This window comes from Flavobacterium sp. Flavsp81, from assembly GCF_059491325.1.
Genome location: NZ_CP168505.1, coordinates 4,814,992 through 4,828,748 on the forward strand (window position 1 = coordinate 4,814,992; position 13,757 = coordinate 4,828,748).

A 13,757-nucleotide genomic window follows, 5' to 3' on the forward strand; every position below is an offset into this window, starting at 1 on the left:
CTGCTTAATTTATATAAAAGGAATATTAAGTTTTTTGCTTTTAAACGCAGAGAAGTTTAATTATTTAGTTTAATAAATCCTCCGTCGATTGGGTAATCGCAGCCTGTGATAAATCCGGCTTCGTCGCTGCATAAGTATAAGGCTAATGCTGCAATTTCATCTGGTTTTCCCATTCTTCCTATTGGTTGTGACTGTGATAATTTTTCGAACATTTCTGTTTCTTTTCCTGCATAATTTTTCGAAATAAAACCATCAACAAAAGGCGTATGAACCCTTGCAGGCGAAATAGAATTACAACGAATATTTTCTTTTATGTAATCTTTTGCTACAGATAAGGTCATTGCCATAACAGCTCCTTTCGCTGTAGAATAAGCAAATCGATCCGGGATTCCAACCCATGCGGCAATTGATGCCATGTTGATTATCACTCCGCCGTTCGAAAGCCTGAATTGCGGAATCGCAGCAAACAAACAGTTGTAAACTCCTTTCACATTCACTTCCATAACACGATCAAAATCAGCTGCCGGCGTTGTATCTACTTTTCCAACATGTGCAATTCCGGCATTGTTGATCAAAATATTAATGTTGCCAATTTTTTCGAATGTTGCAGTTACTTCTTCCTGGCTCGCCACATTACAGGCATACGAAAATACTTTTCCGCCAATTGCTTTTATTTCGTCAACGGCTGTTTTAGCACTTTCTTCTGTTAATTCAATAATATGAATTTCAGCTCCCTGCTTGGCGAATAAGGTTGCAATTGCCTTTCCTATTCCGCTTCCGCCTCCCGTTATTACTGCTTTTTTATTTTGTAATGAAAACATATTTTTTTATTTTAAAATTTAAATTTTAAAGCGAAACTCCTCGTTTCCACGGAATAAAATCATCCTGGTTTAATAAGACGGCTTTCGGAATAATTTCACCACTTGCTGCTTTAATGCAATATTCCAAAATATCTTCACCCATTTCTTCAATCGACTTTTCACCGCTAATGATCGGCCCACAATCGATATCAATAATATCACTCATTTTTTTTGCAAGAACAGAATTGGTAGCTACCTTGATAACCGGACAAACCGGATTACCCGTTGGAGTTCCTAATCCAGTGGTGAATAATATTAAAGTAGCTCCTGAAGCCGCTTTACCTGTTGTGGCTTCCACATCATTTCCCGGAGTACAAACCAAACTCAAACCGGCTTTTGTAACCTGCTCTGTATAATCCAATACATCTACTACTGGTGCCGTTCCTCCTTTTTTAGCTGCACCGGCACTTTTTATGGCATCGGTTATTAATCCATCTTTGATATTTCCCGGCGATGGATTCATATGAAATCCGGAACCTACTTTATGTGCCAATGCATCATAAGACTGCATTAAATCAATGAATTTTTTAGCTACCGGTTCTGATATACAACGATCAATAAGATTTTGTTCTACTCCACATAATTCCGGAAATTCAGCCAATAATACTTTACCGCCCAAAGCCACCAACAAATCTGACGTATAACCCACAGCCGGATTAGCAGAAACCCCGCTAAAACCGTCACTTCCTCCGCATTTAACTCCCAAACACAATTTGCTTAACGGTGCCGGAACTCTTTCTTGTTTGTTGATTTCAATTAATCCTTCAAATGTTTTTTTAATGGCATCTGCAATCAATTGTTCTTCACTTTTGGATTGTTGCTGCTCAAAAATAAACAACGGCTTGTCAAACGATGGATTCTGCTTTTTTACATCATTTGTAAAATCCTGTACCTGCAAGTGCTGGCATCCTAAACTAAGCACAGTGATACCGGCTACATTGGGATGATTGGCATACGAAGCCAGTAAGGCACTCAAAGTAGCCGAATCCTGACGTGTACCGCCACAGCCTCCCTGATGATTTAGAAATTTAATACCATCTACGTTTTTAAACACTTTATTGGTATTTTGATCCGGAGCCAGTTGTATGTCAATGGCATCCAGACTTTCTCCTTTTTTATAGGCTTCAAGTAAATGATGTGTATATTGCGTGTACTTATCACTTACTGAATATCCTAATTCATTATGTAAAGCTTCACGTATTACATCAAGATTTCGATTTTCGCAAAATACTGTTGGTACGAATAACCAATAGTTAGCAGTTCCAAAACGGCCGTCATTTCTTTTGTATCCTTTAAAAGTCCTGTCTTTGTATTTTGAAACATCAGGCGCCTGCCATACAAAATCAACATTACGATACTGATAAGGTTCTGCTGCATGTTTAAGATTATCTGTTGTCATTAGACTCCCTTTTGCAACATCATTTTGTACTTTTCCAACCAAAACGCCATACATGATTATCTCGGCTCCCGCTTTTAAATCAGCAGTATAAAATTTATGTTTTGCCTTAATTGTGTCCTGCAGAATGTAAGTCTCTTTTTCAAAAGTTACATTTTCTCCTTTTGCTAAATCCGTTAAGGCAACCAGTACATTGTCTTCTTGGTGCATTTTTATCACCAGCTTTTTAACTCCGTTTTCTAACATAGTATATAAAATAGAATTTATGCTTTATTTGTTTTATGTCCGTTAAATGCAAACAATAGTATCACTGAAAAACAAATCAGCGGCACTATATAACCATTTTGAATACTTCCCGTAGCATCTGAAATGAATCCTAAAACCGGAGGAAGCAAAGCGCCTCCCACTATTGACATTACAATCAGTGAAGATCCAATTTTGGTATTATGCCCAAGACCGTCAATTCCCATTGAAAAAATCGTTGGAAACATGATGCTCATAAAAAATGCAATTGCGATTAAAGTATAGACCACCAACATTCCTGTTCCCATTATGGCTACTATTGATAATAATATTGTAATGATCGAATAAATGATCAATAATTTTCTTGGTTGTATATATTGCATGAAGAATGTACCTGCGAAACGTCCTGTCATAAAGGCAAGGCCATAAAAACCTAAATATTTGGCTGCTGTATCTTCATCTAAACCAGCCGAAGTAGTAGCCATTTTGATAAAAAAACTTGCCACACAAACTTGTGCTCCAACATAAAAGAATTGTGCTAAAATTCCCCATCGCAAACGCATTGAACTCAAGGCTCCGGCAAAACTGGCTCCATCTGCTCCCTCTTTATCTTCATCTTTTACATCTGGCATATTGGTAAAATAAAAAACTACGGCTACTGATAAAATAATCAGTCCTAATATCAAATAAGGCATTTTTACACTTGCTGCTTCTTCTAAAATATGAGTGTGTAATGCAGCGGGCGTCATGGCATCTAATTCAGCCTGAGTTGCATTTTTACCCGATAAAATCATCGGACCAACGTAGGCCGGCGCAATAAAAGCAGCTAATCCGTTGAATGATTGCGAAAAATTCAATCTTTTGGTTGCTGTTTCAGATGGTCCTAAAATCGTTACATATGGATTGGCTGCTGTTTCCAAAAAAGTAAGCCCACAGGCAATTACAAACAGGGCGCCCAAAAAATAAATATATTGCAGTGAATTGGCGGCTGGCACAAACAAAATTGAACCAATACCAAACAAAACCAATCCGATCATGATACCCGATTTATACCCATATTTTCTCATGATATAACCAGCGGGCAAGGCCATGACAAAATAGGCAATAAAGACTGAAGAATCAATCAAGGAAGATTCCAGATCTGTCAGATTAAATGCTTTCCTTAAATGCGGAATAAGTATCGGATCTAAGTTGTGCACAAATCCCCAGAAAAAGAACAAGCTGGTTACCAATATAAATGGAAAGAGCCATTTTTTATTCCCTTTTGAAACGGTATTATTTTCAATATTTGATTGAGTTGCTAACGCCATATTTATTTGTTTAATTTTTTACTATTTTAGAATTTGAAAGGTATAATTCGTAAAGTAAAAAGATTAACTCAAAATTGTCTTTGTTTAATTATTTATTATCTCAAATAAGGAGATGAAACCATATATTATATTAAACGACTGTTTATAGTGTTTGCAGTCAGGAAGTTATTTCTTTAAGGTTAAAAGAAACGTTGCTCTGTATTTTTACGATATTCCTTTGGAGTAGTTCCAGTTAATTTTTTGAAAATCTTATTGAAATTGGAAACCGTTTTATATCCACATTCATATGCAATTTCTGATATTCCCATATCAGACTCAATTAGAAATTTGCAGCCATTAGAGACCCGAATTTCATTCAGGTATTCGATAAAATGTTTTTGGGTTTTTGACTTAAACATTCTGCAAAAGGAGGTTGGGGTAAGGTTGGCGATTTTAGCAATTTCATCAAGTGAAATATCTTGCTTGAAATTATTTTTAGCATATTCAAAAACATCAGAAAGACGGTCATTTTTGATACTATCATTAGCAGGGCTGTAAGCTTCGCTGTTTATAAATGAGATATCATTGCTTTGGGAAAGTATCGATAAAATTTCAAAAAGGCCAATAATGATTTCGAAATTTTTTTTGTGAACAAGTTTCTCTAATTTTTTTGCAACCAATTCATTTGTTTTCCCATTAATGGAGAGGCCTCTTAAAGCCCTGTTGAAAAGATTATTTATTTGTTGAACTTCTTTTAATTCATAAAATATGGGACCAAAGATTTCTTTGTTAAAATAAACTACTATAGCCTGGGCGCTTAATGTATTAATTCCCTTGTAATAAATTTCATCATTTAACCATACATGTGGAATGTCTGAACCAAGAAAGACCATATCGCCGGACATAAATGGTTCTACTGAGTTACCAATAATCCTTTTTCCGTAACTTTCTTTAATATAGACTAATTCAAGTTCGGGATGTGAATGAAAAGGGGATTGAAAAAAAGACTCTTCGCGTGAAATAACAGAAATATGACTATTTAGAGAGGATGCAATTTTTGTTTTCTCAATTTTCATTATTGGTTTTTTTCCAAAGATAATTAAACAAAGGCAATCCTGAATTAATAGGTCAGTTCTTTAGGATTGCTTAAAAGTACATTATTCAAAGTTTATTTTAAATTGCTTTGGTATTCTTTTACAGATTTGACAAAGTAGGGAGAATCATTCCATCGTATTTTTCGGTAAGCAAAATCTTTTTGAAGAGATTCAGGCAAACAATTCCATATAGTGGTATTCATTTTCTCTAAAAGTGCTTTTTTGGAAAAAGTATCCGTTACGACCAGGCTGATTTCCCTGACAGGCTTTGGTTCCTTAAAGGGCTTAAACAACGTTTTGTCCTTTTCATTCAGAATAGAAAGTTCCGGAATAATAGCAAATCCTAAATCGGCACGTACCAAATTTTTTAAAGTTTCTATAGAGCTGATTTCATAAATAAACTGGTCTTTTATGGATTCAGGTTTCTTCAGGTTGCAAATGTCTAATAACTGAGCATTGTAGCAGAATTCATTTTGCAATAGCAATAATTCTGCCTGATCACCTACCTGAATTTCATAAAACAGATCATTACACATGGGATGAAATGAATTTAAAAAAGCAACAAAAGGTTCCTTAAAAACAGGATGTTCGATTAAATTGCTGTTACCTGTTGGTGTGGCCATTATCGCTATATCAATAACACCAGTTTCCAGGTCTTGTATGAGCTCCCCGGTATTGGCTTCCTTAATAATAAACTGCATTTTAGGAGTTGCTTTTTTCATGTCCTTTATCAGTAATGGAATGAGGTAGGGTGAAAGTGTAGAAATGATACCCACTTTTATCTCACCTTCCAGCATATTTTTTTGGTTGATTACAAAATCCCTGATTTCATCTGCTTCACGCAGCATTTTTCTTGCCCGGCCGATGATTTCCTTTCCTAATTCTGTTGGGGTCAGCGGTACTTTGGTACGGTCAAAAATTTTAATTCCAATTTCTTCTTCCAAATTTTTTAACTGTATGGTAAGCCCCGGCTGCGTCACCATACAAACTTCCGCAGCACGCGAAAAATGGCGTTCTTCATCTAATGCTACTATATATTTTAATTGTTGGATCGTCATGATTATAAATTTATTTTATAAGTATTAAAAATTATTAATTTGATTTATAATTGCAAATATAGCAATTTTGTCCTGTCAATAAGCAATGACAGAGAATAAAAATAAAAAAATTTAAAACAATAATTTAAACGTAAAAGAAAATGAAAACCAATTTAAAAACAATCGTAACAACAAGCTTCGCCATTTTTTTATTAGCAGTTTCAACTGCCTTTTCTCAAAGCCAGAGAAAACCGGCAAGTCTGGGAAGAGAAGAATATATTGAAGTGGAGAAAAATGTAAAATTGCACGTAACAGATTTAGGAGAAGGAAAACCGGTAGTACTGATTCACGGATGGCCATTGAGTGATGCCATGTACGAGTACCAATATGCCGAACTTATTGAAAAGGGTTACAGAGTGATCGGAATTACCTTAAGAGGTTTTGGCCTTTCAGACAAACCGGGGGGATCTTATAATTATGATGTCTATGCTGATGATATTAAAGTGATCCTGGACAAACTTAAAATTGAAAATGCAACTATAGGAGGATTTTCTATGGGAGGAGCAACGGTAATTCATTATGTAGCGAAATACAATGCAGCCCACGTTTCAAAACTGGCTTTGTTTGGTGCCGCTGCTCCGCTTTGGACAAAAAGAGCCGATTTTAATTACGGTTTCTGGACAAAAGAAGATGTAAACGGACTTATTGCGCTTAACAATACCAACAGACCACAATTGTTTGAGAATTTCGGAAAAATATTTCCTGCCAATGAAACAAGCGTATCTGCAGGACAAGGGGCATGGTTAGGAACTATTCAGGCACAGGCTTCTCCTTATGCAATGGCCGAATCCATGAAAGCGCTTCGTGATACTGACCTGAGAGAAGATTTGAAAAAAATCAAAATACCAACTCTTATCCTTCACGGAACACAGGACAAAATTTGTTCTTATGAGCTTGCAGAACAAATGCACCAATCAATTGCCAATTCAACTTTGGTTCCATTCGAAAAAAGCGGTCATGCCTTATTTATCGAAGAGCTTCCAAAATTCAATGCTGAATTGATTAAATTCATAAAATAAATAAAGAAAAAATTAGGAAAGCTGTCTGATAAAGACAGCTTTTTTTTTTACAAATAAAGTATAAGATAAACAATGAAAAATATTGTAACGTTTGTATTAGTACTATTAAGTTTCAGCTTGTCTGCACAGACCCCGGAGCAAAAATTAAACCGGTTAGGAATTCAATTGCCTCAGATATCGGAATCTATTGGCAGCTATATTGATATGGTAAGAGTTGGAAATCTGGTTTTCCTTTCGGGAAGAGGACCGCTTAAAGCAGATGGCAAATACATTACCGGCAAAATAGGGCAGGAACTAACTAACGAAGAAGGATATCAGGCAGCAAGATTAGCAGCAGTAAATCAGTTGGCAGTACTGAAGAATTCTTTTGGAAATCTGGACAAAATTAAAAGAATAGTCAAAGTAAACGGTTATGTCAATACCGCCAATTCATTTACGGAACAATCTAAAGTAATGAATGGTTTTTCAGATCTGTTAATTGAAGTGTTTGGCGAGAAGGGACGCCATGCCCGTACGTCTGTAGGTGTATTTATGCTTCCGCAAAATATGGCAGTAGAAGTAGAAATGATTATCGAAATGAAAGATTTGTTAACAGAATAAAGCCGCTTCTAATTTAATAGAATTTTCACAACATTATTTTACTAACTTTACCACAGTAATATTTAATAGATAAGTACATTAGTTTAATTTTACTTTTAAATACTATTCCCTTCTTGCTTGTCATTACAAATAATCCTTCCTAATTGTTTCGACAGGCTGCTGGTTCGAGAAGATATTTTTAAGAATTCATTTATTTACATAAACTCATAATTTCATGTATCAATTTGTAAAATATACTTTGATGTTTCTTTTAGCATCATTAAGTTTAGTTTCCTGCAGGCAAAAACAGAAAGATAAAATCAAAGTTGGATTTTCACAGGCTATGACTACCGATAATTGGCGTGAACAAATGAACAACTCCATAAAAATTGAAGCTTCATTACGGCCGGAAGTCAATTTAAAGATTAGTGATGCCAACAATAATGTCAAGAAACAAATAGAAGATATTGAAAGATTTATAACTGATAAAGCAGATGTTATTATTGTATCTCCAATTCAATCTAAACCTTTAACTGCAATTGTCGAAAAATCCATAAGGGCCGGAATTCCGGTTCTTGTCGTAGACAGAAAAATTGATAGCGAAAACTACACTGCTTATCTGGGAGCGGATAATATTGAAATTGGCAGAATTGCAGCCCGATATATTATTTCGCACAGTAAAGGTTCCGGTAAAATTATTGAAATTACCGGCGCAAATGGCTCATCACCGGCATATGAGCGCAGCCTTGGGTTTGATCAGGTAATCAATGAAAACAAGCGTTTTAAAGTCGAAAACACCATTCATGGCGACTGGGAAAAAGAGTCGGTTAAAGGACCGCTCAAAACAATTCTTTTGCAAAATCCGGATATTGAATACATTTTTGCGCATAATGACCGTATGGCATTAAGTGCCTGGGAAACTGCCAAAACTCTGGGACTGGAAAAGAAAATTAAATTCATTGGTGTTGATGGATTAAATACCGTTAATGGCGGTATCGAATTAGTGAAAAATGGTGTTTTAGACGCCACCATTTTATATCCAACCGGAGGGAATGAAGCATTGAAACTGGCGTTAAAAATGTATAATAAAGAACCAATTTCCAAAAATAATATCCTGAATACCATTATTATCGACCGGAATAATGCTGAAATTATCGAAAACCAAATGGATAAGGTCGATCAGCAGCAAACTGTTATTGAGTCACAGCAAGGAGCAATTAAAGTACAGGAAAGAGAATATGCTTCACAAAATAACCTGGTTCGGCTGTTGAGCTTTTTCCTGGTGATTATTTTGAGTCTGACGATTTACAGTATTTATTCGACTATTTCTATTTCAAGAAAGAAAAAGCAGCTTGAAAAGATTAATCAAACAGTAATTTACCAGAACAATGAAATTCAGGAAATGGCTAAAATTGCCGAGAGAAGCAATGAAGCCAAGTTGAATTTCTTTACCGGACTTTCGCATGAATTTAAAACGCCTATAACGCTTATTATGAGTTATGTAGAATCTTTAATTGAAAATGAAAAAATTAAAGGAACCGCACTTATTGATGAGGTAAAACTGATTCATAAAAATTCAAACAGGTTGTTACGATTAATAAATCAGTTGCTGGATTTTAGAAAAATTGAAGAGCAAAAATTCACATTAAGAGCCTCCAATACTAAAATTTATGATTTTACGAACGAAGTAATGACAAATTTTAAAGGTGAAGCTGCCCGCAGAAATATTGATTTTCAGCTTACTTGTAAAAATAAAAACCTGGAGTTGTTTATTGACAGGGGACTGATGGATAAAGTTTATTTTAATTTGCTTTCCAACGCTTTTAAATTTACACCGGACAATGGAAAAATAAATATTTTGATTTTTGAAAATCAAGACAATACAGTTAAAATTAGTTTTAAGGATTCCGGAATAGGAATCCCTGAAAATGAATTATCCAATGTTTTTAATCCATTTTTCAGAGCTTCAAATAATAATAAAAACAGTTCAGGAATAGGGCTGCATCTGTCAAAAGAATTTGTGCTTCTGCATCAGGGAACAATCGAATTAAAGTCAAAACAAGGGAGCGAGTTTGTGATTACTTTATTAAAAGGAAACAGCCATTTGCAGCCTTCTGAAATTATAAATAAAGCAGAGAACCAAAACCTGATTCCAAATTTAATAACAGATAATTTGGATATAGAATCTGATTTTAAAGGAGTAAATGCGATTTCTGAATCAGAAAAACATTCTCTTTTAGTGATAGAAGATAATAATGATCTGGTTACATTTTTGAAAACTAAGTTATCCAATGAATATGTGGTGCATACTTCTGACGGAAGTGATGCTATTGAAAAAGCAATGGAAATCGTCCCGGATATCATTATTTGTGATCTTAATCTGGTAGACAAGGATGGCTATGAAATCAGCAAAGAATTGAAGAAAGATTTACGTACTTCACATATTCCAATTATTATTTTAACGGCACAAAGTAACAAGGAATCTGTTTTAAAAGGATTACAGAGTGGTGTTGATCAATATCTTACGAAACCTTTTAGCCTTTCGATTTTAAAACAATCTATCGCCGGTTTGCTTTTCAACAGGGAAAAACTTCGTTATTATTACACCAATAATATTTATCGCATAGAACCTGAATCTAAATTTGGCAATCAGGAGCAATCCTTTATTACCAAAATGAACGATATCATTAAATTGAATGTTGATGATCCTAAGTTCTCTGTTGAAGATTTAGCCGATAAACTCAATGTTTCCAGAGTTCAGCTATATCGAAAGGTAAAAGCGATTATCGGAATTAATATCAGTGATCACATTAATAATGTAAAATTGGAGAAAGCCGCAGAGCTTTTAAAGTCAAATGAGATGAATATTTCTGAAATTGCATACGCACTTGGATTCTCTTCTCCAAACTACTTTTCTACAGCTTTTAAGAATAAATTTGGAATTTCACCAAAGGAATACAAATCTTCAAATTGATATTGGTATAAAATTGATACAAATCATGTATCAATTTTATACTTAATGTAACCAAATCGAAACTACACGGTTTTCGTAAATAAATTTTAATTCCTGTAAAGCCTTGTTAATAAAGGGTTTGCGTATTAAATGCCAATCTATCAATAATTATAGAATTAAATTGTAACATCATTAAAAATAAGTTGATTTTTTTGCGGATATCTTAGCGATAAGTTTTTAATACATCTGCAATGAATAAGATATTGATTTGGTCTGTTACTGCTGCACTGGCAGGTTTTCTTTTCGGTTTTGATACCGTAGTTATTTCTGGAGCTGATAAACAATTACAGCTTCTCTGGCATTCATCTGATGCTTTTCATGGATCTGTTGTTATGGCAATGGCGCTTTGGGGAACAGTAGTGGGTGCAATTTTTGGAGGAATTCCAACTAATAAAATAGGTCGTAAAAAAACACTGTTCTGGATCGGAATTTTATATTTCATTTCTGCTATAGGTGCTGCTTTTGCAAACGACCCATTTGTTTTTGCCGCTTTCAGGTTTATAGGCGGTTTAGGTGTTGGTGCTTCAACTATTGCTGCTCCGGCGTATGTTTCTGAAATAGCTCCTGCAGACAAGCGCGGACGATTGGTAGCTTTGTATCAGTTTAATATTGTGCTGGGAATTTTAATAGCCTTTATATCCAATTACTTTTTAAAAGATATCGGAGAAAATGCCTGGCGCTGGATGATTGGAGTTCAGGCTATTCCATCAATCATCTATATTCTTTTTATACTTACGATTCCGGAAAGTCCGAGGTGGTTATTATCTAAAAACCGCGATGAGGAAGCACGTAAAGTGTTGTTTAAAATTGATCCGTCTGCAGATCTCAAAGACATCATGGATGATTCCAGAGAGAATGGTGTTACCAGACATGAAAATATCTTCATGAAAAAATACCGTTTCCCTTTAATGTTAGCTTTTTTAATTGCGTTTTTTAATCAGTTTTCAGGAATCAATGCCTTTTTATATTATGCACCCAGAATTTTTGAAGAAGCAGGTTTGGGGCAAAATACTGCTTTATTGAGCAGCATCGGAATCGGGATTACAAATCTTATATTTACTTTAATCGGAGTAGCATTAATTGACAAATTAGGAAGAAAGTTGTTAATGTACATTGGTTCAGTCGGATATATTATTTCCTTAGGATTAGTTTCTGCTTCTTTTTATTACGATTGGGGAGGATTATCAGTACCCATTTTTCTTTTCATGTTCATTGCTTCACACGCCATTGGCCAGGGAGCCGTTATCTGGGTTTTCATCTCTGAGATTTTTCCAAATCACATTCGCGCATCGGGACAGGCTTTTGGAAGTTCAGTACATTGGGTATTGGCAGCGATTATTCCATCTTTAATTCCGATGCTGTTTTCAGAAATTGGTCCGGAAGTCGTATTCTTAATTTTTACATTGATGATGGTGCTGCAACTACTGTTTGTAATTTTTATGATGCCGGAAACCAAAGGGATTTCTTTAGAAGTATTAAGTAAAAAATTAATCAAAGATTAAAAACATGAAAAAAGTATTAAAAAAAGAATTTCTCGAATTGCTTTTATGTGTAGTAACGTTAAGTATGTTGTTGAGTTGTAAACAGTCTTCATTAATAGATAAAAAGGAGTATTCAAATGAAGAACTGTACAGGCCAAACTTTCATTTTACACCTAAAAAAGCATGGATGAACGATCCCAACGGTATGTTCTATTATAATGGTTATTACCATCTTTATTTTCAACATTATCCGGATTCAACTGTTTGGGGACCTATGCACTGGGGGCATGCTATAAGTACGGATATGGTGACTTGGACAGAAAAACCAATTGCCATTTACCCCGATGAAAAAGGATATATTTTTTCAGGAAGTGCAGTAGTTGATTTGCAAAATACTTCCGGTTTTGGGAGTCTGAAAAATCCGCCAATCGTAGCGATGTTTACTTATCACGATCCGATAAAGGAGAAAGCTAATGCACCAGGAATACAATCCCAGGGAATTGCTTACTCCTTAAACGAAGGCTTGACCTGGACCAAGTATAAGAATAACCCGGTAATTGAGTTTCCGAGTATCAAGGATTTTAGAGATCCAAAAATGACTTGGGATAATATACATAAACAATGGCTGATGGTTTTGGCCGCTGGAGATAAAACGATGTTTTATGGTTCAAAAAACCTAAAAAATTGGGAATTGCTTTCTGATTTTGGTAAAAATATTGGAGCTCACGGAGGTGTTTGGGAATGTCCTGATTTTTTCCCGATGCTGCTAGAAGGTTCAGATGAATACAAATGGGTGCTTTTATTGAGTATCAATCCGGGAGGCCCAAATGGAGGCTCGGCTACGCAATATTTTGTGGGAGATTTTGACGGTAAGACATTTAAGCTGGATCAATCTTTTTCTAAAGATATAAATCAGCAAAAAGGGTTATGGATAGATTACGGAAGAGATAATTATGCTGGGGTTACCTGGTCTAATATTTCAGAAACTGATGGTAGAAAGTTGTTTATGGGCTGGATGTCCAATTGGAATTATGCCCAAAAAGTCCCAACTCAAACATGGAGAAGCAGTATGACTATGGCAAGAGAATTAAAACTGATTAAAGAGGATAATCATTACAGAATTTCTTCCCTGCCGGTTAGAGAATTACAAAATTATGTGGCAAAGACCATAAAAAAAGAAATACTTAAAATTAAGGATAAAAAAACAGTCTTAATTGATAAATCGCTGGTTGATTTAACAAAGTTAGATATTCAGTTTACTTTGAAAAATTTGAAGAAAGATGTTTATACATTTTCATTTTCCAATGGTTTTAAAAATACTATAAGTTTCGGGATCAATAAAAAGGAGAATTACTTTTTTATCGATAGAAGAGAATCAGGAGATTTGTCTTTTTCGGATGTTTTTGCAAAGCAAATTTCTAAAGCACCTTTTACAAAGGATTTTGATAAAATTGACGTAAGAGTTATCGTTGATAAAACGTCAATTGAAGTCTTTTATGACAATGGAAAAACAGTCATGACAGAAATATTTTTTCCGGAAAAACCAATGGAAACATTTGCTGTTACCAAAGAAAATTTCGAATTCACCATCGAAAACTTAACAATTAACCAATTAAATTTTAACTAAACTAACTAAATTATCTAAATCATGAAACCAATAATTTTTCCAGAAAAACCAATGGAAAC

The 13,757-nt window shown here is 34.8% G+C and carries 10 protein-coding genes; 5 read left to right on the forward strand and 5 right to left on the reverse strand.

Annotated features, from left to right (window positions below; all coding sequences use genetic code 11):
- Positions 1–56: 56 nt before the first annotated feature.
- The 5 genes from ACEN92_RS20020 to ACEN92_RS20040 all read right to left on the reverse strand — a co-directional run bounded on the left by ACEN92_RS20020 (position 57) and on the right by ACEN92_RS20040 (position 5,940).
- Positions 57–821: an SDR family NAD(P)-dependent oxidoreductase gene (locus tag ACEN92_RS20020; RefSeq protein WP_495640086.1), complete on the reverse strand. Its 765-nt coding sequence runs from the start codon at positions 819–821 to the stop codon at positions 57–59.
- Positions 822–846: 25 nt separating this feature from the next.
- The gene (locus tag ACEN92_RS20025) at positions 847–2,466 is read right to left on the reverse strand and encodes a UxaA family hydrolase (protein ID WP_495640087.1); all 1,620 of its coding nucleotides are present in this window, start codon (positions 2,464–2,466) and stop codon (positions 847–849) included.
- Between the two features lie 53 nt (positions 2,467–2,519).
- Complete coding sequence (fucP, locus tag ACEN92_RS20030) at positions 2,520–3,809, reverse strand: L-fucose:H+ symporter permease (protein ID WP_495640088.1); 1,290 nt, start codon at positions 3,807–3,809, stop codon at positions 2,520–2,522.
- A gap of 179 nt (positions 3,810–3,988) precedes the next feature.
- Positions 3,989–4,864 (reverse strand): AraC family transcriptional regulator, encoded by an 876-nt coding sequence (locus ACEN92_RS20035; RefSeq protein WP_495640089.1) that lies wholly within the window; start codon positions 4,862–4,864, stop codon positions 3,989–3,991.
- Between the two features lie 92 nt (positions 4,865–4,956).
- Positions 4,957–5,940, reverse strand: coding sequence for a hydrogen peroxide-inducible genes activator (locus ACEN92_RS20040; protein ID WP_495640090.1), 984 nt, complete (start codon positions 5,938–5,940; stop codon positions 4,957–4,959).
- Between the two features lie 140 nt (positions 5,941–6,080).
- On the opposite strand from ACEN92_RS20040, the gene ACEN92_RS20045 reads away from it, so the two are divergent.
- The 5 genes from ACEN92_RS20045 (at position 6,081) to ACEN92_RS20065 (ending at position 13,698) form a co-directional block, all read left to right on the forward strand.
- A complete protein-coding gene (locus tag ACEN92_RS20045) occupies positions 6,081–6,998 on the forward strand; it encodes an alpha/beta fold hydrolase (protein WP_495640091.1) in 918 nt (305 codons plus the stop codon).
- Positions 6,999–7,070: 72 nt separating this feature from the next.
- Entirely contained in the window at positions 7,071–7,598 is a 528-nt protein-coding gene (locus tag ACEN92_RS20050; protein WP_495640092.1) for a RidA family protein, read from the forward strand.
- 214 nt (positions 7,599–7,812) lie between these two features.
- Positions 7,813–10,551, forward strand: a complete 2,739-nt coding sequence (locus tag ACEN92_RS20055) for a substrate-binding domain-containing protein (RefSeq protein ID WP_495640093.1) — start codon at positions 7,813–7,815, stop codon at positions 10,549–10,551.
- 230 nt (positions 10,552–10,781) lie between these two features.
- Positions 10,782–12,092 carry a sugar porter family MFS transporter gene (locus ACEN92_RS20060; protein ID WP_495640094.1) on the forward strand — a complete coding sequence of 437 codons (1,311 nt, stop codon included), beginning with the start codon at positions 10,782–10,784 and terminating at the stop codon, positions 12,090–12,092.
- A 4-nt stretch (positions 12,093–12,096) separates the two neighbouring features.
- Positions 12,097–13,698: a glycoside hydrolase family 32 protein gene (locus ACEN92_RS20065; RefSeq protein ID WP_495640095.1), complete on the forward strand. Its 1,602-nt coding sequence runs from the start codon at positions 12,097–12,099 to the stop codon at positions 13,696–13,698.
- Positions 13,699–13,757: the final 59 nt, after the last annotated feature.